Source organism: Streptomyces sp. WAC05374 (assembly GCF_004353505.1).
Taxonomy (GTDB): domain Bacteria; phylum Actinomycetota; class Actinomycetes; order Streptomycetales; family Streptomycetaceae; genus Streptomyces.
In genome coordinates, this window is the sequence record NZ_SMNQ01000007.1 from 105,031 (window position 1) to 129,352 (window position 24,322).

At 73.8% G+C, this 24,322-nt stretch carries 23 protein-coding genes and 1 tRNA gene; 15 read left to right on the forward strand and 9 right to left on the reverse strand.

Annotated elements, in window-relative coordinates:
* Positions 1-9: 9 nt before the first annotated feature.
* On the reverse strand, positions 10-1,038 hold the full coding sequence (locus tag E2B92_RS16230) for a LacI family DNA-binding transcriptional regulator (RefSeq protein ID WP_126889352.1): 1,029 nt from the start codon (positions 1,036-1,038) through the stop codon (positions 10-12).
* 333 nt (positions 1,039-1,371) lie between these two features.
* Here E2B92_RS16230 and E2B92_RS16235 point away from each other — a divergent pair, with 333 nt between their 5' ends.
* The 7 genes from E2B92_RS16235 (at position 1,372) to E2B92_RS16265 (ending at position 9,484) form a co-directional block, all read left to right on the forward strand.
* Positions 1,372-2,709, forward strand: coding sequence for an ABC transporter substrate-binding protein (locus E2B92_RS16235; RefSeq protein WP_126889351.1), 1,338 nt, complete (start codon positions 1,372-1,374; stop codon positions 2,707-2,709).
* 289 nt (positions 2,710-2,998) lie between these two features.
* Positions 2,999-3,970: a carbohydrate ABC transporter permease gene (locus E2B92_RS16240; protein WP_126889056.1), complete on the forward strand. Its 972-nt coding sequence runs from the start codon at positions 2,999-3,001 to the stop codon at positions 3,968-3,970.
* Entirely contained in the window at positions 3,967-4,815 is an 849-nt protein-coding gene (locus tag E2B92_RS16245) for a carbohydrate ABC transporter permease (protein ID WP_126889055.1), read from the forward strand. Before E2B92_RS16240 ends, E2B92_RS16245 begins: the two co-directional genes overlap by 4 nt.
* Before the next feature lie 57 nt (positions 4,816-4,872).
* Positions 4,873-6,315 carry a GH1 family beta-glucosidase gene (locus E2B92_RS16250; RefSeq protein WP_126889054.1) on the forward strand — a complete coding sequence of 481 codons (1,443 nt, stop codon included), beginning with the start codon at positions 4,873-4,875 and terminating at the stop codon, positions 6,313-6,315.
* Positions 6,316-6,402: 87 nt separating this feature from the next.
* Positions 6,403-7,701, forward strand: a complete 1,299-nt coding sequence (locus E2B92_RS16255) for an ABC transporter substrate-binding protein (RefSeq protein WP_126889053.1) — start codon at positions 6,403-6,405, stop codon at positions 7,699-7,701.
* 5 nt (positions 7,702-7,706) lie between these two features.
* The gene (locus E2B92_RS16260; protein WP_126889057.1) at positions 7,707-8,669 is read left to right on the forward strand and encodes a carbohydrate ABC transporter permease; all 963 of its coding nucleotides are present in this window, start codon (positions 7,707-7,709) and stop codon (positions 8,667-8,669) included.
* Entirely contained in the window at positions 8,588-9,484 is an 897-nt protein-coding gene (locus tag E2B92_RS16265) for a carbohydrate ABC transporter permease (protein ID WP_126889058.1), read from the forward strand. Before E2B92_RS16260 ends, E2B92_RS16265 begins: the two co-directional genes overlap by 82 nt.
* 70 nt (positions 9,485-9,554) lie before the next feature.
* On the opposite strand, the gene E2B92_RS16270 is transcribed toward E2B92_RS16265, so the two are convergent.
* From E2B92_RS16270 to E2B92_RS16280, 3 genes are all read right to left on the reverse strand, one after another.
* Positions 9,555-11,072, reverse strand: a complete 1,518-nt coding sequence (locus tag E2B92_RS16270; protein WP_133087576.1) for a glycoside hydrolase family 18 protein — start codon at positions 11,070-11,072, stop codon at positions 9,555-9,557.
* A 133-nt stretch (positions 11,073-11,205) separates the two neighbouring features.
* Positions 11,206-12,594, reverse strand: coding sequence for a sensor histidine kinase (locus E2B92_RS16275; RefSeq protein ID WP_126887885.1), 1,389 nt, complete (start codon positions 12,592-12,594; stop codon positions 11,206-11,208).
* Positions 12,591-13,280 (reverse strand): response regulator transcription factor, encoded by a 690-nt coding sequence (locus E2B92_RS16280; protein WP_126887886.1) that lies wholly within the window; start codon positions 13,278-13,280, stop codon positions 12,591-12,593. Before E2B92_RS16280 ends, E2B92_RS16275 begins: the two co-directional genes overlap by 4 nt.
* Before the next feature lie 69 nt (positions 13,281-13,349).
* Here E2B92_RS16280 and E2B92_RS16285 point away from each other — a divergent pair, with 69 nt between their 5' ends.
* A complete protein-coding gene (locus E2B92_RS16285) occupies positions 13,350-13,892 on the forward strand; it encodes a hypothetical protein (RefSeq protein WP_126887887.1) in 543 nt (180 codons plus the stop codon).
* A gap of 93 nt (positions 13,893-13,985) precedes the next feature.
* On the opposite strand, the gene E2B92_RS16290 is transcribed toward E2B92_RS16285, so the two are convergent.
* Positions 13,986-14,849: a spermidine synthase gene (locus E2B92_RS16290; protein WP_126887888.1), complete on the reverse strand. Its 864-nt coding sequence runs from the start codon at positions 14,847-14,849 to the stop codon at positions 13,986-13,988.
* Positions 14,850-14,939: 90 nt separating this feature from the next.
* On the reverse strand, positions 14,940-15,395 hold the full coding sequence (locus tag E2B92_RS16295; protein WP_126887889.1) for a hypothetical protein: 456 nt from the start codon (positions 15,393-15,395) through the stop codon (positions 14,940-14,942).
* A gap of 254 nt (positions 15,396-15,649) precedes the next feature.
* Here E2B92_RS16295 and E2B92_RS16300 point away from each other — a divergent pair, with 254 nt between their 5' ends.
* The gene (locus tag E2B92_RS16300; RefSeq protein ID WP_126887890.1) at positions 15,650-16,975 is read left to right on the forward strand and encodes a tetratricopeptide repeat protein; all 1,326 of its coding nucleotides are present in this window, start codon (positions 15,650-15,652) and stop codon (positions 16,973-16,975) included.
* A gap of 71 nt (positions 16,976-17,046) precedes the next feature.
* On the opposite strand, the gene E2B92_RS16305 is transcribed toward E2B92_RS16300, so the two are convergent.
* From E2B92_RS16305 to E2B92_RS16315, 3 genes are all read right to left on the reverse strand, one after another.
* Entirely contained in the window at positions 17,047-17,466 is a 420-nt protein-coding gene (locus E2B92_RS16305; RefSeq protein ID WP_126887891.1) for an ArsR/SmtB family transcription factor, read from the reverse strand.
* A gap of 190 nt (positions 17,467-17,656) precedes the next feature.
* Complete coding sequence (locus tag E2B92_RS16310; protein ID WP_126887892.1) at positions 17,657-18,031, reverse strand: hypothetical protein; 375 nt, start codon at positions 18,029-18,031, stop codon at positions 17,657-17,659.
* A 173-nt stretch (positions 18,032-18,204) separates the two neighbouring features.
* A complete protein-coding gene (locus E2B92_RS16315; protein ID WP_126887893.1) occupies positions 18,205-18,801 on the reverse strand; it encodes a histidine phosphatase family protein in 597 nt (198 codons plus the stop codon).
* 118 nt (positions 18,802-18,919) lie between these two features.
* On the opposite strand from E2B92_RS16315, the gene E2B92_RS16320 reads away from it, so the two are divergent.
* The 6 genes from E2B92_RS16320 (at position 18,920) to E2B92_RS16345 (ending at position 24,316) form a co-directional block, all read left to right on the forward strand.
* Positions 18,920-20,083, forward strand: coding sequence for a hypothetical protein (locus E2B92_RS16320; RefSeq protein ID WP_399432216.1), 1,164 nt, complete (start codon positions 18,920-18,922; stop codon positions 20,081-20,083).
* Positions 20,074-21,663 (forward strand): hypothetical protein, encoded by a 1,590-nt coding sequence (locus E2B92_RS16325; protein ID WP_126887894.1) that lies wholly within the window; start codon positions 20,074-20,076, stop codon positions 21,661-21,663. Before E2B92_RS16320 ends, E2B92_RS16325 begins: the two co-directional genes overlap by 10 nt.
* Complete coding sequence (locus E2B92_RS16330) at positions 21,660-22,988, forward strand: AAA family ATPase (protein ID WP_126887895.1); 1,329 nt, start codon at positions 21,660-21,662, stop codon at positions 22,986-22,988. Before E2B92_RS16325 ends, E2B92_RS16330 begins: the two co-directional genes overlap by 4 nt.
* Positions 22,989-23,130: 142 nt before the next feature.
* Positions 23,131-23,481, forward strand: coding sequence for a hypothetical protein (locus E2B92_RS16335; RefSeq protein WP_126887896.1), 351 nt, complete (start codon positions 23,131-23,133; stop codon positions 23,479-23,481).
* Positions 23,482-23,562: 81 nt separating this feature from the next.
* A complete protein-coding gene (locus E2B92_RS16340; protein WP_126887897.1) occupies positions 23,563-24,252 on the forward strand; it encodes a bifunctional DNA primase/polymerase in 690 nt (229 codons plus the stop codon).
* Positions 24,243-24,316 (forward strand) — tRNA-Lys (locus E2B92_RS16345). The genes E2B92_RS16340 and E2B92_RS16345 overlap by 10 nt, the downstream gene beginning before the upstream one ends.
* Positions 24,317-24,322: the final 6 nt, after the last annotated feature.

Sequence of the window (24,322 nt, forward strand, 5' to 3'; positions counted from 1 at the left end):
TGCCCGCCGTCACGTCGAGGCGCGGACCACCAGTTCCGTCGGCAGGACGACCTGGCTGGGCTCCGTGCCGGTGCCGGTGATCTCCTGGAGCAGTACGCGGGCCATGCGGCGGCCCATCTCCTCGATCGGCTGGCGCACGCTGGTCAGCGGCGGGTCCATGAGGCGGGCCACCGCCGAGTCGTCCACGCCGATGAGCGCCACGTCCTCGGGCACGCGCCGGCCCGTCTCGCGCAGCACGCTGCGGGCGCCCGCCGCCATCACGTCCGAGGCGGCGAAGACACCGTCGACGTCCGGGCAGCGCTCCAGCAGCTCCCGCATGGCGCGCCGGCCGCCCTCCTCGGTGAAGTCGGCGGCGGCTACCAGCCGGTCGTCGGCCGGGAGGCCCGCCGCCTCCACGCCCTGGCGGTAGCCGTCGAGGCGGCAGCGCGCCACGTACATGTCGAGGGGGCCCGTGATGGTCGCGACGCGGCGGCGGCCCCGCCCGGTGAGGTGGCCGACCGCCGAGCGGCCGGCGCCCACGTTGTCGGAGTCCACGTACGCCACGGGCTCGTCGCCGGAGCGGCGTCCGTTGAGCACGGCGGGCAGGCCCAGTTCCCGCGCCAGGTCGGGGAGCGGGTCGTCGCCGTGGATGGAGACCAGCAGCACGCCGTCCACGCGCTGGGCGGACAGGTACTGCTCGAACCGCTGCCGTTCCTGGCTGGAGCGGATCAGCGTGAGCAGCAACTGCATGTCCGCGTCCGCCAGCTCGGCGCTGACGCCCCGGATGATGTCGAGGAAGTACGGCTCGGCGAACAGGCGGGCCTCGGTCTCGGGGATCACCAGCGCGATGGCGTCCGTGCGGGCGCCGGCCAGCGCGCGGGCGGCACGGTTGGGGACGTACCCCAGCTCGGCGATGGCCTGGCCGACCGCCTCCTTCGCCCGGTCGCTGACCCGGGGCGAGCCGTTGATCACCCGGGACACGGTGCCGCGCCCGACGCCCGCCCGGGCCGCGACCTCCTCCAGCGTGGGCCTGCCGGTCTGCCGTCCGCTCACCGCCATCGGTCTCCCATCGAAAGTTAGTGACTGTCGTCAACCTAGAGGGTGCCCCCGCACCGGAGCGAGCGGGAGTGCCGGTGGGGAAACCGGCGGCGGGAGCGTTCCACCCGGGCGTGGGAGCGCTCCCACCGTAGAGGAAAGGCCCGCCCGGCGCCACCGCCGGCGGACCGGCGACTTTCCGCACGCGCCTTGACACCCGACCCGCCAGGCAGCAACCTTCCGGGCATGGCGGTGTGGGAGCGCTCCCACCGCCCCGCACCGCTGTCCGGCACGGCCGCCGTCGGCCCGGACCTCCCTTGGCGCGCACACCAGCACCACCTGGACGAGGAGAGTGGAATGCGCATCACCAGACGTACCCGTGGCCGCCGCCCCGTATCGGCGGCCGTCGCGGCGCTCACCGCCGGCGCGGCCCTGATGGCCGGTTGCAGCACCGACGGCGGCTCCGGCGGGGCGACCGGCGACGGGAAGATCACCCTGCGGATAGGGACCTTCGGTTCCTTCGGCTACGACAACAAGAACGGCGCCAAGCTCTACGCCGAGTACGAGAAGCTCAACCCGCACGTCAAGATCGTCGAGTCGAACGTCGCCGACGGCCAGAAGTACTGGGACACGCTGAAGCTGCGCCTCTCCCGCAACAGCGGCCTCGCCGACATCCAGGCCGTCGAGGTCGGCTACATCGCCGAGGCCACCGGGCCCGCCATGGCGAACAAGTGGGTGGACCTCGCGAAGACCGGCGGCGCCGACACCTCCGCCTTCCTCGACTGGAAGGTCAGGCAGGCCACCACCGCCGACGGCAAGGTCATCGGCCTCGGCACCGACATCGGGCCGATGGCCATCTGCTACAACAAGGACCTGTTCGCCAAGGCGAAACTGCCGGTCGAGCGCACCAAGGTCGCCGGACTGTGGGCCGGCGACTGGGCGAAGTTCGTCGCCGCCGGCAAGACGTACCAGAAGAACGCCCCCGCCGGGACCGCCTTCCACGACTCCGCGAGCGGGCTGTTCAACGCCGTGCTCTCCAGCCAGCCGCAGCAGTACGCCAACGACAAGGGCGAGCTCGACTACGAGAACAGCCCCGGCGTGCGCAAGGCCTGGAACCTGGCCGTGGAGGCCGCGCGCAGCGGCATCACCGCCAAGCTGCGCCAGTTCGACGAGAAGGGCACCTGGAACGCGGGCTTCAAGAACTCCCGGTTCGCCACCGTCGCCTGCCCGAGCTGGATGACCGGCATCATCAAGGACCAGGCGGGACCGGCCAACAAGGGCAAGTGGGACATCGCGAGCCCGCCGGTCGCCGGCAACTGGGGCGGCTCCTTCCTCGCCGTGCCGAAGGCCGGCAAGCACGCGGAGGAGGCCGCCAAGCTGGCCGCCTGGCTGACCGCGCCCGAGCAGCACGCGAAGGTGTTCGGGGTCAACGGCAACATCCCCTCCACCAAGGAGACGCTCGCGTCGGCGACCGTGCAGAACGCCACGATCCCGTACTTCGGTGACACGCCCGTCGGCCGGATCTACTCCGAGGCCGCGGCCGGGATCAGCCCCGCGCCGGTCAGCCGCTACGACGGCCAGGTGAAGACGTTCATCACGGACAACGGCATCCTCGACATCGAGCAGCGCGGTACGGCGCCGGAGGCCGCCTGGGAGAACGTCAGGAAGCTGATCGACGACAAGATCGACCAGTAGGGGCGGGCGGCGGCCCGCGGAACGCCGGCACCGGAGCGGGACGCCGGGCCCACCGGGGCGGAACGCCCGCCCGGTCCCGCCCCCGCGCGCCGCCGACCCCCCGTGCGCCGCCGACCCCCCGCCCGGCCCCGCCCCCGCGCGCCGCCGACCCCCCGTGCGCCGCTGCCTCCCGTGTGCGCCGCCGCCGGTCCCCGCGGGCGCGGCCCCGGTGCGGCACCCCTGAACCCCTCCCGTAGGGAGCCCCCGTCCACCCCCGCACGTCCACCCACCCACCTGGAAGGACGCCCTCGTGGCCACCTCCGTCCGCGCGGCGGCCGACCGCACGTCGCCGCCCGATCCGCCTCCGGCCCCCGGCGGCGGCCGGCGCAGCCGGCTGTACCGCTGGGACCTCAAGGCGTCCCCGTACGCGTTCGTCTCGCCCTTCTTCCTCTGCTTCGCGGCCTTCGGGCTCTTCCCGCTCCTCTACACGGGCTGGCTCTCGCTGCACCGCGTGGAGCTGGGCGGACAGGCGCAGTGGCGGGGCCTGGACAACTACACGGGGCTGTGGGACAGCGACTTCTTCTGGAACGCGCTGGCGAACACGTTCACCATCGGCGTCATCTCCACCGTGCCGCAGTTGCTGATGGCACTGGGGCTGGCGCACCTGCTCAACTACAAGCTGCGCGGCCGGGGGTTCTTCCGGGTGGCGGTGCTGGCTCCGTACGCCACGTCGATCGCCGCCGCGACGCTGGTCTTCGCCCAGTTGTTCAACAGCGACTACGGGCTGATCAACACCGTGCTGGGGTGGGTCGGTTTCGAGCCGGTCGACTGGGAGTCGTCCAAATGGCCCGCGCAGATAGCGATATCGGTGATCGTCATCTGGCGGTGGACCGGCTACAACGCGCTCATCTACCTGGCCGCGATGCAGGCCGTCCCGCAGGACCTGTACGAGGCCGCGTCGCTCGACGGCGCCTCGCGCTGGCGGCAGTTCGTGAGCGTGACCATTCCCTCGATACGCCCGACCATCCTGTTCACCGTCGTCGTCTCCACGATCGGCGCCACCCAGTTGTTCGGTGAGCCGATGCTGTACGGCGGGAGCCTCGGGGTGAGCGGGGGCAGCGGCAACCAGTTCCAGACGCTGAGCCTGCTGATGTACGAGAAGGGCTGGATGACCGGGGCGCTCGGACAGGCGTCCGCGATCGCCTGGGTGATGCTGCTGATCCTGCTGCTGATCGGTGGAGTGCGGCTGCTCGCCGCCCGGCTGACCAAGGAGGCCTCGTGAGACTCAGGCAGAGGGCGGGACGCCAGCACCACGCGGGCCCGCTGACGTACGTCCTGCTGGGCCTGGCCGCCCTCGTCTCGCTCTTCCCGCTGTACTGGAACGTCGTCGCCGCCTCGCACACCGGCGAGCGCGTCGTGGAGGCCCCGGCGCCGCTGCTGCCCGGTCCGCACCTGTTCGACAACCTCACCTTCGCCTGGAACCAGGTGAACATGGGCGAGGCGCTGGTCAACACCACGGTGGTGGCCGGTCTGGTGGCGCTGTCCACGGTGGTCTTCTCCACCCTGGCCGGGTTCGCCTTCGCCAAGCTGCCCTTCCGGGGCCGCAACGTCCTGCTGGCGCTGGTGGTGGCCACGATGACGATCCCGCCGCAGCTCAGCGTCATCCCGCTGTACCGGATCATCACCGACCTGGGGTGGGTGGACCAGCTCCAGTCGGTGGTGCTGCCCTCGCTGGTGGCCGCCTTCGGGGTGTTCTTCATGCGGCAGTACCTGCTGGAGGCCCTGCCCGTGGAGCTGGTGGAGGCGGCGCGGATGGACGGGGCGCACAGCCTGCGGATCATCTGGCACGTCGTCTTCCCGGTCGCCCGGCCCGCCATGGCCGTGCTCGGCATGCTGGTCTTCGTCCAGTCCTGGAACGACTTCTTCTGGCCGTTCATCGCGCTCACCCCGGACGGCAGCCCCACGCTGCAGGTGGCGCTCGCCGGCCTGGGGTCGGGGAACCACACCATCAACCAGGCGATCGTGCTGACCGGGGCGCTGATCTCCACCCTGCCGCTGCTGCTGGTGTTCGCGCTGCTCGGCAAGCACATCGTGGGCGGCATCACCTCGGGCGCGGTCAAGAGCTGACCCCGCACGTCCGAATACGTACGTACCTTCCCCCTCTCGCGTTGGGAGCGCTCCCGTATGACTGCGTCCGATTCCCTGCCCCTGACGGCGACCCGCCGGTTCCCGCCCGGGTTCCTGTGGGGCACGGCCACCGCCGCCTACCAGATCGAGGGGGCGGCGGCCGAGGACGGCCGTACCCCGTCCATCTGGGACACCTTCTCCCGCACGCCCGGCAAGGTCTTCGAGGGGCACACCGGTGACGTGGCGGTCGACCACTACCACCGCTTCCGCGACGACGTGACCCTCATGGCGGAGCTGGGACTGACCGCGTACCGCTTCTCGGTGTCCTGGTCGCGGGTGCAGCCCACCGGGCGCGGCCCCGCCGTCCAGAAGGGCCTGGACTTCTACCGCCGGCTCGTCGACGACCTGCTCGCCCACGGCATCACGCCGGTCCTGACGCTGTACCACTGGGACCTGCCGCAGGAGCTGGAGGACGCCGGCGGCTGGCCGCACCGGGCCACGGCCGAGCGGTTCGCCGAGTACGCCGGGATCGTCGCCGGCGCCCTGGGCGACCGCGTGGAGCGCTGGACCACCCTCAACGAGCCCTGGTGCAGCGCCTTCCTCGGGTACGGCTCCGGGGTCCACGCCCCGGGGCGCACCGACCCGGTCGCCGCGCTGCGCGCCGCCCACCACCTGAACCTGGGGCACGGGCTGGCGGTCCGGGCGCTGCGCGCCGCGCTGCCGCCGCGCGCACAGATGTCCGTCTCGCTCAACCTGCACGAGCTGCGGCCGCTGACGCCGGCGCCGGAGGACCTGGACGCGGTGCGCCGGATCGACGCGGTCGGGAACCGGATCTGGCTGGGCCCCATGCTGAACGGCGCCTACCCGGAGGACCTGCTGCGGGACACCGCTCACCTCACCGACTGGGGGTTCGTCCGGCCGGGCGACCTCGCCGACGTCCACCAGCCCCTGGACGCCCTGGGCATCAACTACTACACGCCCACCGTGGTGGCGGCACCCCGCGACGGCGTGGAGGCCCCGCGCAACGACGGCCACGGCGCCAGCGCGTACTCGCCCTGGCCGGGCTCCGAGGACGTCGCCTTCCACCAGCCGCCCGGGGAGCGGACCGCGATGGGCTGGGCGGTCGACCCCACGGGCCTGTACGACCTGCTGCTGCGGGTGGCCGGGGAGCACCCGGGCCTGCCGCTGCTGGTCACCGAGAACGGCGCCGCGTACGAGGACGAGGTCGCCGCCGACGGCTCGGTCCACGACCCGCGGCGCGTCGCGTACGTGCACGGCCACCTCGACGCGGTGCACCGCGCCATCGCGGACGGGGCGGACGTGCGGGGGTACTTCCTGTGGTCGTTGCTGGACAACTTCGAGTGGGCGTACGGCTACGCCAAGCGGTTCGGCGCGGTGCACGTCGACTACGCGACGCAGCGGCGTACGCCGAAGTCGACGGCCCACTGGTACGCGCGCGTGGCGCGGTCCAACGAGCTGCCCGCGCCCGGCGGGGCGTGACCGGCGCGCCGGGATCAGGCCAGGACCCGGGTCCGACGCGCCGGGGCCTCGGCGCGCCGGGCCCGGGTTTGCGTACAGAATCGGCTCATGCGCGCACACATCCGCCGGCTGCGCCGCCGGGCCCTGCTGCTCGCGGCCGCCGTGGTGCTCGGTGCGGTCCCGGCCGCGGGCTGCGCCCCGCAGGACCCGTACGGCAGGACCCGCCTGACGGTCGGCCTGTTCGGGACGTTCGGCTACGAGGAGGCCGGGCTGTACGCCGAGTACATGCGGCTGCACCCGGACGTGGTCGTCGAGCAGACGTCCATCCAGCGCAACGAGAACTACTACCCGCAGCTCCTCACCCACCTCGTCAGCGACAGCGGCCTGGCCGACGTCCAGGCCGTCGAGGCGATCAACATCGCGGAGGTCACCGCCACCCAGGCGGACCGGCTGGTGGACCTGGGGCGGGCCCCCGGGGTGCGCCGGGAGGACTTCCTGCCGTGGAAGTGGGCGCAGGCCACCACCCGTGACGGCCGTACGGTCGGGCTCGGCACCGACATCGGGCCGCAGGCCGTCTGCTACCGCAAGGACCTCTTCGCCAGGGCCGGGCTGCCCACCGACCGGGAGGCGGTGGGCCGGCTGTGGGCGGGCGACTGGCGGAAGTTCCTGGAGACGGGCAAGCGGTACCGGGCGAAGGCGCCGGCGGGCACGGCGTTCACCGACTCGGCCTCCGGTGTCCTGTCGGCCATCACGGGCAGCAGCGCCCGGCGGTACTACGACGAGGACGGCACCGTCGTCTACCGGACGAACCCCGCCGTCCGGGAGGCGTGGGACATCGCCGCCGCGTTCGCCACCGAGGGCCTGACGGCCCGGCTCCAGCAGTTCACGCCCGCGTGGGACCAGGCGTTCGCGAACGGCGCCTTCGCCACCGTCTCCTGCCCCGCCTGGATGCTCGGCTACATCGAGGACAAGGCGGGCCCGGCGGGCGAGGACAGGTGGGACGTGGCGGCCGCGCCCCGGCCCGCCAACTGGGGCGGCTCGTTCCTCGTCGTACCGACGTCGGGCAGGCACGTGGAGGAGGCCGCCGAGCTGGCGGCCTGGCTCACGGCGCCCGCGCAGCAGGCGAAGCTGTTCCAGCGGCGCGGCAGCTTCCCGAGCGCGTCCGCCGCCCACGCCCTCCCGGCCGTCGCGGGGGCCCGGCACCCGTACTTCGGCGACGCCCCGATCGGCCGGATCTACACCCGCGCCGCCCAGGGCGTCCCGGTGACGATCCTCGGCCCGAAGGACCTGGTCATCGCCCAGAACCTGGCCGACATCGGCATGCTCCAGGTCGACCAGAAGGGCCGGCGGCCCGAGGACGGCTGGGACGCCGCGGTCAGGACCATCGACAACGCACTGGACCTGTGAGCGCGATGGCGAGCGACACGACGACGACCCCCCTGCCCCGGCCGCGAGCGGAGTACGCGGCACGCGGCCGCCGGTACCGCCGGGCCGCGCGGTGGAGCCCGTACGCGTACATCGCGCCGTTCTTCGTGCTGTTCGCCGCGTTCGGCCTGTTCCCGCTCCTGTACACCGGCTGGGCCTCGCTGCACCGGGTGGAGCTGACCGCGCCCACCGACATGGAGTGGGTGGGACTGCGCAACTTCTCCCGCCTGCTGCGGGACGAGTTCTTCTGGAACGCGCTGGGGAACACGGTCACCATCGGTGTGCTGTCGACCGTTCCGCAGCTCCTGATGGCGCTGGGCATCGCGCACCTGCTCCACCACCGGCTGCGGGGCTCGACGTTCTTCCGGGTCGTCGCGCTCACCCCGTACGCCACGTCCGTCGCCGCCGCGACGCTCGTCTTCGTGCTGCTCTACGGCCGGGACTACGGCTTCGTCAACTGGGCGCTCGGCCTCGCCGGCGTCGACCCGGTCGACTGGCAGAACGGCCGGTGGACCTCGCAGATCGCGGTGTCGACGATCGTCATCTGGCGGTGGACGGGGTACAACGCGCTGATCTACCTCGCCGCGATGCAGGCCGTGCCGGGTGAGCTGTACGAGTCGGCGGCGCTCGACGGCGCCTCCCGGTGGCGGCAGTTCCTGCACGTCACGGTCCCGTCACTGCGGCCGACGATCCTGTTCACGTGCGTGGTGTCGACGATCGGCGCCACCCAGCTCTTCGGCGAGCCACTGCTGTTCAACGGCAGCGCGGGGGCGACGGGCGGCTCGGAGCACCAGTTCCAGACGCTGGGCCTGTACTTGTACGAGCAGGGGTGGGTGAACCTGCACCTGGGCCGCGCCTCGGCCATCGCCTGGGCGATGTTCCTGATCCTCGTGCTGCTCGGGGCGGCCGTCGCCCTGGTCGGCCGGTACCGCGCGAGGAGGTCGGGGTGAGTGCTCGCGCGGGCCGGCTGACGTACGCCGTGCTGGCCGTCTTCACCGTGGTGTCGCTGTTCCCGCTCGTGTGGACGGCGATCGCCGCGTCCAGCGGCAGCGGCCGGCTGGCACGGACGCCGCCGCCCTTCTGGTTCGGCGGGGAGCTGTGGAAGAACCTGTCCATCGCCTGGACGGACGCCGACCTGGGCCTGGCGCTGGTCAACACGACGATCGTGGCGGGCACGGTCGCGGCGGGCACGGTGCTGTTCTCCACGCTCGCCGGTTTCGCCTTCGCCAAGCTGCGCTTCGGGGGCAGGAACCTGCTCCTGCTGCTGGTGGTCGGCACGATGGCGGTGCCGCCGCAGCTCAGTGTCGTCCCGCTGTTCATGCTGGTCGCCGAGGTGTCGTGGACGGACCGGCTCCAGGCGGTCGTCCTGCCGGGCCTGGTGAGCGGCTTCGGGGTGTTCTTCATGCGCCAGTACCTGGTGCGGGCGCTGCCCACCGAGCTGATCGAGGCGGCCCGGGTGGACGGCGCGGGCGGCCTGCGGGTGGTGTGGCACGTCGTCTTCCCGGTCGCCCGGCCCGCGATGGCGGTGCTGGCGATGCTGACGTTCGTGATGGCCTGGAACGACTTCTTCTGGCCCATCATCGCCCTCACCCAGAGCAACCCCACGGTGCAGGTAGCGCTCACGTCCCTCGGCCGCGGCTACATCCCCGACCAGTCGGTCGTCATGGCGGGCGCGCTGCTGGGGACACTGCCGCTGCTGCTGGTGTTCGTGGTCTTCGGGCGGCAGATCGTGGGCGGCATCATGCAGGGCGCGGTGAAGGGGTGAGCCGGGAGCCGCGAAGGGGTGCGCTCCGGCCGGGTGGGGGGCGGGCCCGGCCGGAGCGCTGGAGGGGTGGTCAGCGGTAGGCGGCGAACGCCTTGGTGAAGGCCAGCGGCTGCTGGAGGATCGAGCTGCACGTGGCGTCCGCGTGGTTGACGGCCCCGGCCGCGCACTGCTTGTCGCGGGTCGAGGACCACATGGACAGCCACCCGAGGCCCTTGGACCTGGCGAAGTCGACGAGCTGCGTGGCGTCCTCGACCGTGAAGATCTCGGTGGTGACGTCGTTGACGCCGATCATGGGGGTGACGGCGACGGTCTTCCAGGCGGCCGCGTCCGAGAGCCCGAGGACACCCTTGAGCTGGGCCTGGGTGGCGGTGGCGGCCTGGATGGCGTACTGGCCCATGTCCCCGCTGTACGCCGGGCCGTAGTCCATGGCCATGATGTTGACGGCGCTGATCCTCACGCCGTTCTTCCGGGCGTCGGCGAGCAGGTCCACGCCCGGCTGGGTCAGGCCCTCCGGCATCACGGGCAGCGTGAAGGAGACGTCCAGGCCCGGGTGGGACTTCTGGAGCTGGGCGATGGCGTGGGCGCGGCGGGTGTTGGCGGCGGTGTCGGGGAGGGCGGCGCCCTCGACGTCGAAGTCCACCTTGGTCAGCTTGTACTGGTCGACGACCTTGCCGTACGCCTTGGCGAGGTCACCGGGCGTGGCGCAGTTCAGGGCCAGTTCGTGGCCCGCCGCGCCGCCGAACGACACGCGCACGTCGCCGCCCTTGGCACGCAGGGCACCTATCTGGGCCGCGACCTTGTCGCTCGCCAGGTCGGTCGCCCCGCCCCAGAGGGGGGCACAGGAGCCGCCGGAGGTGATGAAGGCGAGGGTGAACTCCTTCACGCCCGTCTTGGCGGCGGTGTCGAGCAGGTCGTACGCGGGGTACAGCGAGGTGTCGACGTAGGGGGCGAAGCGCGCGCCCGGGCCCTGCGCGGGCGGCGGGGTGGGGGTGGACGCCGTCGGGGTGGGCGTGGAGGCCGTCGGGGTGGGTGTGGACGCTGTGGGGGTGGGCGTCGGCGTGGGCTTGGCGGTCGCCGTCGGGGTGGGGGTGGGCCTGGGCTGGTCGGTGGGGCGGCCGGTGGGCTGCGGTGTGGCGCCGCCGCCGGCCGAGCAGGCGGCGCGGTTGATCAGGCACCCGGCCGGGTCGCCCGCCTTCCCCGCCGCACTGGTGACGAACCCGACCGTGACGGAGGCGCCGGGGGCCAGCTCCTTGTTCCAGCTCGCGGGCTTCACGGTGACGTGCTGCCCCTTCACCGTGTGGTCGCCGTTCCACAGGGAGCCGATCCTGGTGCCGGCGGGCAGGTCGAACTCCAGGGTCCAGTCCGACTGGGCCTTGTCCGTCTCGTTGGTGATGACGTACTGGCCGGTGTACCCGCCGTCCCAGGCGCTGGTCCTGGTGTACGCGGCGCCGACGGCGGCCGCCTGCGCGGTGCCGGTGAACGCGAACGCCGCTCCGGCGGCCACCCCGGCGGCCACCAGCGCGCCGATCGCCTTGGTCCTGCCGCTCGCCCTGCGCCGGTGCGTGGTCCTGCTGCCCGTGCTGCCCATCGCGTGCCTGCCTCTGTGTTGCTGGGGGGTTGGTGGTGCGGCAGCACGCTAGCGAGACCGAAACGGACAAATGTTCATTCCGGGGTGGTGGTCGCAGATCTTAGGTTCCGCTTAAGGAAGCCATGGGAGCCGATTAATGATGGGCGCGGCGGCGCCGGCTCACCCCGCGCCTCCGCCGCCGCCCCTCGGCCGGGTGGGCACGCCCGTCCAGCCCGATCCAGACGCGGACCTCCGTGCCGCCGAGCACCGAGCGCCCGATGCGGACGTCACCGCCGGTGGACTCGGCCACCCGCCGCACGATGTCGAGCCCCAGCCCCGTCGAGCCGTCCCGCGCCCCGCTGTTGCCGCGCGCGAGGGCGGCCGCGGGGTCGGCGATGCCGGGCCCGGCGTCGGACACCAGGACGATGACGGCGTCGTCGCCGTTGTGGACGTCGACGGAGAAGGCGGTGCCCTCCGGGGTGTGGCGGAAGACGTTGCCGAGCAGCGCGTCGAGCGCGGCGACCAGCTCCGGACGGGCCACGGGGATGCGTACGGGGCGGTCGACGCCCGCCAGGCGCACCGTGCGGCCCTCGTCCTCGGCGAGCGCGGACCAGAAGTCCATGCGTTCGCGGACGACTTCGGAGGCGTCGCAGCCTGCGCCGGGACCGGTCGCCTGGGTCTGCGGCTTGGCTTCCCTGGCCGTACGGATGATGGTGTCCACCTCCCGCTCGAGCTGCTCCACGGCCGCCCGGGTCTGTTCGGCGGCGGGCCCGTCTCCCAGCGAGGCGGCGTTGAGGCGCAGCACCGTCAGGGGGGTGCGCAGCCGGTGGGACAGGTCGGCGGCCAGTTCCCGCTCGTTGGCGAGGAGTTGCACGACCTGGTCGGCCATGGAGTTGAAGGCGACGGCGGCGGACCTGAGTTCGGCGGGGCCGTCCTCGGGCACCCGGGCGCCGAGCCTGCCCTCGCCCAGGTCGTGGGCGGCGTGGGCGAGCCGCTGGGCGGGCTGCACCATGCGGACGCCGAGCCGGTCGGCCACGGCGACGGAACCGACGACCAGTGCCGCGCCCACCCCGGCGAGGATCAGCCAGGCGGTGGCCAGGCCGTTGGTGACCTCGCCCTCGGGGACGTACACCTCGACGATGGCGATCTGGCCGGTGCTGATGGCGGTCGGCTGGAGCAGCGCGTAGCCGCCGGGGACCTCGGTGGTGGAGGCGCGCGGGACGCGCTGGACGGTGGCGAGGTCCTTCCCGGTGGCGCGGCCGGTGCCGATCTCCATGGGTCGGCTGCCCGGTTCGCCCGACGCCGGGATGTGCACGGCCAGGTGCCCGGCGGCGCCCGCCTGGGTGGAGGCGACGGCCCGGTCGAGCTGGGCACGGTCGGTCGTGATGGACAGGGAGGTGCCGATGGCGGCGGCCTGCCGCTCGGCGTTGGTGAAGGCCCGGTCGCGGGCCATCTCCTTGATGACCAGCCCCAGCGGCACGGCGAACGCCACCACGACCATCACCGTGACGGCCAGCGCCACCTTGACCAGCGCCCACCTCACTGCGGCGGCTCCAGTTTCACGCCGACCCCCCGAAGGGTGTGCAGGTAGCGGGGCTTGGCGGCGGTCTCGCCCAGTTTCCTCCGCAGCCACGACAGGTGGACGTCGATGGTCTGGTCGTCCCCGTACGACTGCTGCCACACCTCGGCGAGCAGCTCCTTGCGCGGGACGACCACGCCGGGGCGGGCGGCCAGGAACGCCAGCAGGTCGAACTCCCGGCGCGTCAGGTCCAGCCGTACGCCGTCCAGTTCCGCCTGGCGCCGCAGCGGGTCGACGGTGAGGCCGCCGACCTGGAGGACGCTGCTGGGCGGGGCCTCACCGGCGGCCGCCCGGGAGCGCCGCAGCACGGCGGCCATCCGGGCGGACAGGTGCTCCACCGAGAACGGCTTGGTGAGGTAGTCGTCGGCGCCGTCGTTGAGGAGCCGGACGATCTCGGCCTCGTCGTCCCGCGCCGTGGCGATGATCACGGGTACGTCGGTGATGCCGCGCAGCATCTTCAGCGCCTCCGACCCGTCCAGGTCGGGCAGTCCGAGGTCCAGGATGACGACGTCGAAGCGGAAATGGGCGACCTCGCGCAGCGCCTCCAGTGCCGTGCCGACGCTCCGTACGGTGTGGGAGGCCTCGGTCAGGTGCCGGATGAGGGCGGAGCGCACGAACTGGTCGTCCTCGACCACGAGCACACTTGCCATGGGCGGCACCGTACGCCATACGGCGGAATGAGGGGGACCGGTGTTGACCTCTGGGGCGAGTGGTGCAGGATGGCCCGGATGCGTAGAGGACTCGTACACGCCATGGCGTGGTCGCTCGCCACGGGCGCGGCGGTCACCCTGTCGTGGTGGGGCGTGCACACGGTGATGGCCGGGACGGCGTACGACCCGCCGCGCGCCCTGCCGATCACCGCGGACCGCCCGGCGACGACCCCGCCGGCCGTGTCGCCGCAGGTCTCCTCCACGCGCCGCCCGGAGGCGTCCCCGACGCGGAGCGCCCCGCCGCCCCCGGCGTCCTCGGCCCCCACCCGGGAGCCGTCGGCCACCCCGTCACGCCGGCCGTCGTCGGCGCCGAGCACGCCCGTGAGCACCGGTGACGTGAAGAGCTACACGGTGGACGGCGGCCGGGCGGCGTTCGACATCGGCGCCTCGTCGGCGGAGCTGGTGTCGGCCACGCCGGCGCCGGGCTGGCAGATGCAGGTGTGGAAGCAGCCGACGTACATCCGTGTGACGTTCAGCCGCGACGGCGAGGAGACCGACGTGTTCTGCACGTGGCACGACCACGCGCCGGCGGTCCGGATCGAGGAGCGCTGAGGGCCGGGCGCTCAGCCCTCCCCGGCCCGGTACGGCGTCGTCCGGGCGGCGGCGGTGGACGAGGCGCGGTCCGTCATGCGGACGGGGAGGCGGCTACTCGAACACCGAGGCGGGCGGTGCGGGTGAGTCCTTGGCGCTCGCGTCGGTGACGGCTGCCGCCCCGCCGGTGAAGTCGGCCAGCCCGCGCCCGTGCTCCACCCGCCCCGGGTGCGGGTCGGTCGCGACCCGGCGGGTCAGCTCGGCGACCGGCAGGGGCGTGTCGGAGGCGACCAGCACGGCGTTGCCGAAGATGCGCCCGCGCAGCACGGCCGGGTCGGCGGCGAGCGCCAGTTCGGGGAAGACGGCGGCGGCCGTGGCGATCTGGCCTCGCAGGTGCGCCAGCGGCGGCCCGTCGGCGAGGTTGGCGGCGTAGTGCCCGCCGGGCGCCAGGACGCGCCGCACCTCGGTGAGGAATTCCGTGCTGGTCAGGTGGGCGGGGGTGCGGGCACCGCTGAAGACGTCGGCGATGACCAGGTCCGCCCAGCCGTCCGGCACCTTGCCCAGCCCGGCACGGGCGTCGGCGCCCCGGACCCGGATGCGGGCGGCCGGGTCGAGCGGCAGTTCGCGGCGCACCAGTGCGACGAGCGGCGCGTCCAGCTCGACGATCTGCTGGGTGGAGCGGGGCCGGGTGGCGGCCACGTACCGGGCGAGCGTGAACGCGCCGCCCCCGAGGTGGACCACCCGCAGGGGCCGGCCGGGCGGTGCGGCGAGGTCGGCGACATGGCCGAGGCGCCGCTGGTAGGCGAAGCCCAGTCGGGCGGGGTCGTCGAGGTCCACGTGCGACTGGGGCGCCCCGTCGATGAGCAGCGTCCAGGCCCGTGCGCGCTCCGGATCGGGTATCAGTTCGGCGACCCCGCCGGCCACGGTCTCGACGACCGGCTCCGCCGCCGCCCGCCCGCGCCGCTTGTTCCTTGCCATCCGCCCATTATCGGCGCCCGGCCGCAAACCCCGCCGCGCCCGGTGGGCCCGGACGCGCGGGAGCGGCCCGGCGGGGCGGGCGCATGCGGTTCAGCGGCAGTTGTCGGCGGCCTCGATCAGGCGGGCGGCCTCGCCGAGGGCCTCGCGCAGGACCACGGGGTCGGTGACCGGGCCGGTGTCGGTGGGCGGCAGGAGCCAGCCGGTGCCGGTGCCGGAGACGGGGGGCTCCGGGTGGGTGCCGGGCAGCGGGGGGATGCGCAGGCCGCGTCCGGACGTCTCGGTGCAGGCGCTGCCCGGCATGTCCCAGCCGGCGGCGGTGCCCGGGGGGACCAGGAAGCCGAGGGTGTCGCACGACCCGTCGTGCAGCACGGGCCCGACGAGGGGGGCGCCGCCGCGCCGCAGGATGTCGACGGCCTCCAGGCCCTGCCGGGCCGGGACGGTCACCAGATCGCAGGCCTCGCCGCCGGGCGGGGCGCTCGCGTCGGGTGTGGGCCAGTGCTGCGCGGTGGTCCCTGACGCACCGCCGGATTGCGGATTCGCCTGCATGCCGACCTCCAACAAGGGGTCCCCTCCTCGCTCGAGTCCCCGTAGGGAGACACGGTGCGTCTCTCCCCATGGTTCAACGCCCGTGCGCGTCAACGGCTACGGCGGCACGCCGCCGCAAAGGATGGCAGTTCATGGCGGATCGTGGGTGAGATATCCCGTTTGTAGCCAAACACAGCGTGCCCGGACCGTCACAGCAGGTACGTTCTTGCCCCGCCGGAACAACGGCGGTGCGGTACGCGGGAGAGGGCTCGGCCATGTCGACGTCACGGGCGGTTCCCAACCTCGCCTTCCGCCGCCTGCGCGGGCAGCGCTCCCCCGGGGAGTTCGCGGCCGCGGTGCGCCGGGCCGCCCGGGAGATCGGCGAGCAGGTCGCGTGTGACGCCCGCTACATCGGGCGCGTGGAGTCGGGTGAGATCCGCTGCCCCAACTACGCGTACGAGCGGGTGTTCCTGCACATGTTCCCCGGGCTGTCCCTGACGGACCTCGGGTTCACCGCGCGGGAGCACGTACGCGGCCGGGGGGCGCGTGCCGCGGTCACCGCCGCACCGGCCCCACAGATCACCGTCCGGAACGATGAGGAGAGCGACGTGCTGCGTCGCGCATTCATGACGAGCGGCACCGCCACCGTGGCGGCCGCCTCGCTCGGCCTCGGCGGCGCCGTCCCCGCGCCCCGCGCCGGGGGCAGGTTCGGCGAGACCGAGGTGCGGGCCGTCGAGGAGGCGGTGCGGCGCATCCGGCTGCTCGACGACCGGCACGGCGCGGACCGGCTGTACCGGATGGCCGCCGAACCGCTCCGGAGCGCCTACGCGCTGCTCGACGCCGGGACCGCGTCCCGCCGGTCGACCGCCGACCGGATGCACGCGGGCACCGGTGAGCTGGCGCTCTCGGTGGGGTGGCTGGCGCACGACTCGGGCCGGCTGGAGGACGCCCGCTCGCACTACGCGGAAGCCCTGGCCACCGCGCGCGTGGCCGGTGACGCCGCGCTGGAGGCGCACGCTTTTTCGAACACGTCGTTCCTGGCCAGGGACGCGGGCCGGTACCGGGAGGCGGTCCGGGCGGCACAGGCCGGGCAGCAGGCGGGCAAGCACCTGTCCTCGCCGCGGCTGCTGGCCCTGCTGACGCTGCGCGAGGCGGGCGGCTGGGCGGGGCTCGGCGACCGGGCGGCGTGCGAGGAGGCCCTCGGGCGGGCGCACACCCTGTTCGGGCGCGGCCCGGGCGACGCGGACCCCGAGTGGATGTCGTTCTTCGGCGAGCCGGAGCTGGAGGCGCTTCAGGCCCAGTGCTGGTCCGCCCTGGGCGACTGGCCGCGCGCCGCCCGGCACGCCCGCCGCGCGGCGGCCCTCCAGAACCCGCACTTCACCCGCAACCTGGCGCTGTACCGGGCCCAGCTCGCGGCCGACCTGGCGCGCGGCGGCTCCCCGGAGGAGGCCGCGGCGACCGGTGAACGGGTCCTGGACCTGCTGGACGAGGTCCAGTCGAGCCGCATCCGCGCCTTGCTGGCCGAGACCGTCCGCCTGCTCGTCCCGTACGGCGGCGGTGCCGTGACGGGCTTCGTCACCCGCCACACCGCCCTGGTGTGAGGGCCCGGCCCGGAGGAAGCGCCCCGGCGAGCTGAGTCACAGACTCGTCGCCCGCCGGGTACGCCCCCGCGTCACAGGCGCGCGGCCGGTTCCCCCTCGTCCTTCCGGCTGTCCGGCACGGTCCGGGCCGTCAGCGGGCGGCCCGAGCCGTCCTGCGCCGCGGGGTCGGTGTGCCTGAGTTCGGCGAGCAGCTCGCTCTGCCCGGCCAGCAGCTCGGTGAGGATGCGCCGTGCCGCCCGCAGAAGCTCCGCCACGTCGCCACCGGCCAGGGCGTAGCTGACGGTGGAGCCGTCGCGGATGGACACCACGATGCCGGACCGGCGCAGGACCGCGAGCTGCTGGGAAAGGTTGGACGGTTCTATGTCGATCTCGTTGAGCAGCTCGCGCACCGGAACGGGCCCGTATTGCAGCAGTTCCAGGACCCTGATCCGGGCGGGGTGCCCGAGCATGCGGAAGAACTCCGCCTTGGCCTGGTACAGCGGCACCTGCATGCGACAACACTCCTGCCCAGATCGACCATTTTCCAGCGGTAGCCCCTGCCTGCCGGGGCATCGCCGCCCAGCCTCGGCCATCCTCCCACCCCCCGGCCCCGGCCTGCCTGACCGCTGATCACATTTGGATGTGCCGAATTGAAGACTCTTTCAATTCGTGGGCAGGCCGGGCCGGGAAATGGCGGGACGGTTACAGCTCCAGGTTCGCCTCGATGCGCTTGAGCTGGTGCCTGGCCATGGCCAGGTTGGCCTTGCCCTTCTCCAGGACGAGGTAGAGGAACAGCCCGTTGCCCCCACGGCCGTTGAGCAGCCGGATGAGGTGGTACTGGCTGCCGAGGGTGATCAGCATGTCCTCGATGCCCTCTTTGATGTCCAGCATCTCCATGGTGCGGACCTTCGCCCGGATCACGTCGGTGTTGCCCGCGGCGGCCACCGCCAGATCGAGGTCCTTGCCGCCGCCCAGCGTTCCGAGCGCCATGCCGCTCGTGTAGTCGACCAGGGCGACCCCCAACGCCCCCTCGATCGACGTCATCGCCTCCTTGAGAGACGTCTCCACACGCATCATCAGCGCTTGCTCCCTTGACACTCGACGGCCCCGGCCGGCGTCACCTCTCCGGCCGAGTGGTGAGCGGGACGCTACTGACACGCGCCCAAGGCGGTGGCGAAAGCGGGGAACTCGGCGGGAAACCATCCTCTTGTCCTAGGATTCGCTCCCCGACAGGCGGCGGCCCGGTGCTTCTAGCCCTCCAGGTGCCCCGTGTCGTTCCAGCGCTCGAGCGCGGGGGCGCCGTAGGCCCAGCCCAGGGCGGACAGGCTCGTCGGGTCGAGGCGGACCCGGGCCGCGAAGGAGACGTCCTCGCCCAGCCAGCGCGCGGCGATGGAGCGCAGGATGTGGCCGTGCGCGAAGACCAGCACGTCACGGTCGGCCGAGCGCGCCCACTCCACGACCTCGTCCGCACGGGCGGAGAGCTGCGCCAGGGTCTCCCCCTCCGGCACGCCGTCGCGCCAGATGAACCAGTCCGGCCGGCCCGCCTTGATCTCGGCGGGCGTCATGCCCTCGTACGCCCCGTAGTCCCACTCCATCAGGGTGTCCCAGGGCTCGGCGCGGTCGCCGAATCCGGCCAGTTCGCAGGTCTCACGCGCGCGTGCCAGCGGACTGGTACGGATCTCGAAGCCGTCCAGGCCGTCCCAGGGCCCGCGGTGGAGCCGTTCGCCGAGCAGTTTCGCGCCCCGGCGGCCCTCCTCGAGCAGCGGTATGTCCGTCCTGCCGGTGTGCTTGCCCAGCAGCGACCATTCGGTCTGACCGTGCCGGGCGAGCAGGATCCGCGGTGCCATGAGGGCTCTCCTGAAGTCTCGCGAGGGGTGTCCGTCCATCATCGCGCACCGCCCCCGCGGATCTTCGGGGCGGGCGTCCGGTCCCCGGTTGTCAGTGGTGGATGCGAGACTTCCGCGGGTGAGCGAATCCCTGGGCAGCGGACCGGTTCGGCGTCCGCACACGACACTGCGGTTTGGGGTCCCCCCTGCTCGATCGGAGCCGGGAGCCCGGGTGCGACTCGCCGAGCTGCGCGGACCGGGCACGGCGCCGCATCCGCTGGACGCCCGCGCCCTGGCCGCGCTGGCCGCCAACCCCGGGTGCCGGCGCCGGGCGCTGCTGGACGGCGCGGGGGTCGACAAGGCCGCGCTGGCGTCCGCGCTCGGGGCGTCCTCGGGCTTCGGCCAGTCGCAGTTCGCGTTCATGCGGGGCAACGCCTTCGAGGCGAAGGTGAAGGCCGACGGCGGCGTGGAGCTGATGCGGCTGCTGGGGGTGGCCGAGCCCGCCGGCGTCCGGGTGCCGGACCTGGCGGCGGCCGGGCCGGAGGGCCGCACGGCGCGTACGGCGCTGGCGCTGCGGGAGGCGACGGAGGCCGGTGAGTGGGCGCTGCTGGACCACCCGATGCTGGTCCTGGAGGTGGCCGGTTCTCCCGCGTACCTGGAGCCGGACGCGGTCGTGGTGCATCCGGACGGCCGGTGGACGGTCGTGGAGATCAAGTCGTTCCCGATGATCGACGGCTCGGCCGACGCGGCGAAGGTGGGCGCGGCGGCCCGCCAGGCCGCGGTGTACGTGCTGGCGCTGGAGCGGGTGGCGGCCCTCACGGACGGCGCCCGGGTGGCGCACTCGGTGCTGCTGGTGTGCCCGAAGGACTTCTCCAACCAGCCGACCGGCTCGGTGGTCGACGTGCGCAAGCAGCTCTCGGTCACCCGCCGCCAGCTCGCCCGCCTCACCCGGGTCGAGGAGATCGCGGCGGCCCTCCCGGAGGGCGTCACCTTCGATCTGGAGGCGTGCTCGGCGGAGCAGCTCGCGGCCGCGGTGGAGGCGGTTCCGCACGCGTACGCGCCGGAGTGCCTGGCGGCGTGCGAGCTGGCCTTCCACTGCCGCGACCGGGCCCGGTCGGCGGGCGCGGTGGAGGCGCTGGGCCGCTCGGTGCGAGGCGAGCTGGGCGGGCTGACGACGGTGGGCGCGGTGCTGGCGGCGGCGCGCGGCGAGTCGGGCGACCCGGACGACCCGACGGTGTCCGCGCTGCGGCGGGCGGCGGCGCTGCGGGCGGAGTCCCTTCAGGCGGTGGACGCATGTCGCTGATCTCCACGCTGGCGCGTCTGGAGGCTGTCGAGTCGGGGCGCGCCCAGCCGCTGGCCACCGTGCGGCACCGGCACCTGTCGGAGCGGCCGCTCGTCCTCGTACCGCTGACGACCGCCGGTGAGGCGGGTGCGCCGCTGGGGGCGCTGGTCGGGACGGACCCGGAGCGGCCGGCGCTGCTGGTCGTGCCGCAGCCGCGCGACCGGGACCTGCGGTTCGGTTTCCTGGCGGACCTGGCCGAGGCGGTCCTGCCGTACGTCGACGGGTACGCGGACAGTGTCGAGGCCGCCGAGAGGAACGAGACGGACCCGGAGACCGGCAGGAAGGTCAGGGTCGAGGTGGAGCTGTGCGCGGACGCGCCGCAGCTCATCGTGCCGAGCCGCGCGGGCATCGAGTACGTCCGGCTGCTGGGCCGGTCGATGCGGTTCCGCCGCACGGCCGAGCAGGACCCGGAGACGCCGTTCCCGGCGCCGCCGCGCGTGCCGCTGCTGGGCCGGTGGCTGACGCACTACGGGGAGCGGGCGCGGGTGCCGGGCTCGTCGCTGCTGCTGGCGGCGACGGACCTGCTGAACCGGCACTGGGCGACGGGCCAGTCCTCGCTGGAGGACCAGCACCTGGGGGCCCTGCTGGCCTGGATCGACCCGCCCGCCGGGGCGTCGGGGGCCGAGGCGGCGCTCCGGGCCGAGCTGGCGCGGGACCGGGAGGGGCAGTTGGTGTGCCCGCCCGCCGGTCCGGCGACCGATCCGGCGTTCGACAACCGGCTGCTCGCGCCGGCGGTCGAGCGGTACGACCGGGCGCGGCAGGCGCTGGCGGCGGCGGAGGACGGGGAGGCGGCCGACGTCCGACTGGGCGAGCTGCACCGGGCCGAGCGGGAGATCCGGGAGCTGATCCTGTCGCAGCTCCGGCCCACCTGGGACGGTGTGTGGCGGGCGATCGGGCTGCTGCGCGCGCTGCCGCCGGGCGCCCGCGTGGCGGACCGGTGGACCCGCGACCGCTGGTCGTTCACCGGCCACCGGGACCGGGTGCGCGCCGGGGAGCCGCCGCAGCCGCGCCGGGACGACGCCGTGACGGCGGCGAACAAGCTGGCCGCGCGGGAGAGCGCCCAGGCGCAGTTGGAGGCGCAGGAGGCGCTCGACGATCCGCTGGTGCTGGCGGGACGGCGGCTGGCGGGTGAGGCGTTCGTGGCCGAGGTGGTGGAGGTGACGATGGCCTGGTCGGAGTCGAAGCGGCCCTCGCCCCGCCCGCTGCTGACGGTACGGACGGACGACCGGCCGCACCTGGGCGAGCGGGTGAAGGTGTACCGGTCGCTGGACGGCAAGCCGCAGGCGGCCCAGTTCGTGCGGTACGAGGAGGACGGGTCGCTGGTGCTGCGGCTGCTGGACCGGATGGGCCGCTCCAAGGAGCCGGCCGAGGGTTCCGTACCGGGGAAGGGGGACCGGCTGGCGTGGACGCTGTTCGAGCACGACCAGCGGGTGGGCCCGAAGCTGCCGGACCCGGAGGAGACGCCGTGGACGCACGGCGGCCCTCCCCGGACCGACCTGGTCGAAGTCCCCGACGCCGTGACCCCGGAGGACCTGCTGTGACCTTCGATCCCGCACGGGAGGCCGACCGCGCCACCCGGACGATCCTCGACGACACGCTGCACGGCGGGGCGCGGGGCGTCGTCGTGGACTCGCCCCCGGGCGCCGGGAAGTCCACGCTCGTCGTGCGCGCCGCGCTGGAGCTCGCCGCCGCGGGCCGGCCGCTGATGGTGGTCGCCCAGACGAACGCGCAGGTCGACGACCTGGTGCTGCGGCTCGCCGAGAAGGAACCCGAGCTGCCGGTGGGCCGGCTGCACAGCAGCGACGCCGACCCGTACGACAAGGCCCTCGACGACCTCGGCAACGTACGGAAGTCGGCGAAGGCCGCGGACCTGGCGGGGCTGGACGTGGTGATCTCGACGGCCGCGAAGTGGGCGCACGTGAAGGGCGTCGAGCCGTGGGGGCACGCCATCGTCGACGAGGCGTACCAGATGCGGTCGGACGCGCTGCTGGCGGTGGCGGGGCTGTTCGAGCGGGCGCTGTTCGTGGGCGACCCGGGGCAGCTCGACCCGTTCAGCGTGGTGGGCGCCGATCAGTGGGCGGGCCTGTCGTACGACCCGTCCGCGAGCGCGGTGTCGACGCTGCTGGCGCACAACCCGGACCTGCCGCAGCACCGGCTTCCGGTGTCCTGGCGGCTCCCGGCGTCGGCGGCGCCGCTGGTGTCCGACGCGTTCTACCCGTACACGCCGTTCCGCAGCGGGACGGGGCCGGGCGACCGGCGGCTGGCCTTCGGGGTGCCCTCGGACGGTTCGGCGCCGGACCGGGTGCTGGACGAGGCGGCGGAGTCGGGCTGGGGCCTGCTGGAGCTGCCCGCCCGGCACACCCCGCGCACGGACCCGGAGGCGGTGGGCGCGGTGGCGCTGGTCGTGCGGCGGCTGCTGGACCGGGGCGGTGCGGCGGTGTCGGAGCGGGCGGCGGACCCCGTGCCCCTGACCCCGGACCGGATCGCCGTCGGCACGGCCCACCGGGACCAGGCGGCGGCGGTCCGGGCGGCGCTCGCGGAACTGGGCGTCGTGGGGGTGACGGTCGACACGGCCAACCGCCTCCAGGGGCGGGAGTACGACGTCACGGTCGTCCTGCACCCCCTGTCGGGCCGCCCCGACGCCACGGCGTTCCACCTGGAGACCGGCCGCCTGTGCGTGCTGGCCTCCCGCCACCGCCACGCCTGTGTCGTGGTGTGCCGGGCGGGCGTCGCCGACCTCCTGGACGAGCACCCCTCGACGGAGCCGGTCCAGCTCGGTGTCACGGTGAAGTTCCCCGACGGCTGGGAGGCCAACCACGCGGTGCTGTCGCACCTGTCGGAGCACCGGGTGGTGTGGCGGCCGTAGGGCTCGCGCCGGGCCCGGCGACACCGTGTGAAGCGGTCGCCGTGAGGCGTACTTGCGCCGGGCGGGAGAATGGAAGGTGGTCCATCACGACGGGGGCGTCCCCGCGGGTGGGGGAAGCGCGTCGTGCGAGGAGGAGACACCCATGGCGGAAACCGAGCGGAGCGAGCGGCGACTGAGGCCCGCGCCCCTGCTCTTCGAGCCCGCGGAGGCCGCCTCCGACCCCGAGCACTTCTTCGACCTGGAGTCGATGGAGGACCCCCGGGAGCTGCTGGCCCGGTCCACCGAGCTGGCGCTGGCGTTCCGGGCGGCGACCGACCGGGCGGTGGAGTTCCAGGCGGTGGCGGCCGCGCAGCTCGCCGATCCGCAGCGGTTCGACCGGCTCACGGCCGGGGACATCGCCGAGCGCGCCGAGTGGACCGAGGACTACGCCAAGAAGATGATCGAGTTCGGGCGTGACCTGATGCGCGACGGAGGCCGCCCCGGCGAGGAGTAGCCGGCGGACGACCGGCGCGGCCGGCTGCCCGCCGTGCTGCGCGAGGCGTCGGCCGCATGGCGGGGGGTAGCCGGGTGGCATATGACCCCGGCGGAAGATACTCCTCCCCCACCCCCGCTGTCCCGGTTTCGTTCAACTCCCCGAAACCGCGCCGTCACGGCCGGTAGACGTGGACCCATGAGCGCATGGCTGCGAAACGACACGCCCCACGATCACGCCACCGAGGTCACGGCGGCCGGAGCCGGCTGGCTGACGTCGGCGTCGGCGTACCCGCGTTCCACCCTCGCCCTGTGGGAGGCCCGGCCCGCGTCCCCGGTCGTCCTGCCGTGCGGCTCGGTCTTCGACGTGGTGAGCGTGGAGTCGGTCTTCGGGCGCCGGATGCTCGACCGGCTGTGGGCGGAGGGTCCCGGTTCCGGCCCGGTCGCCCTGCACCGCGGGCGGATGCTGCTGTTCACCGCGCCCGGGACGGCGCACCGGCTGCCGTCCCTGCTCCGCTGGGAGGAGTCGGGCGACGCCGTGCCGCCGCTGCTCTGTCACGGCACCGGTGACGCGATCACCGTGCCCCCGCTGACCCCGGCCACCGACGGCGCCGGGGCGCCGCGCTGGGTGGTGGCTCCGGACACCCGGCACCCCTGGCTGCCCGGCCCGGAGGTGATCCTCTGGGCCTGTGTCCGGGCGGTGCGGGCGGGGGTGGCCGCGGGCGTGCGGGTTTCGATTTTTCCTCCCGCCGAGCAGGGTGCTAAGGTCTACGACGTCAGCAGGCGCCGCTAGCTCAGTTGGTTAGAGCAGCTGACTCTTAATCAGCGGGTCCGGGGTTCGAGTCCCTGGCGGCGCACAGACG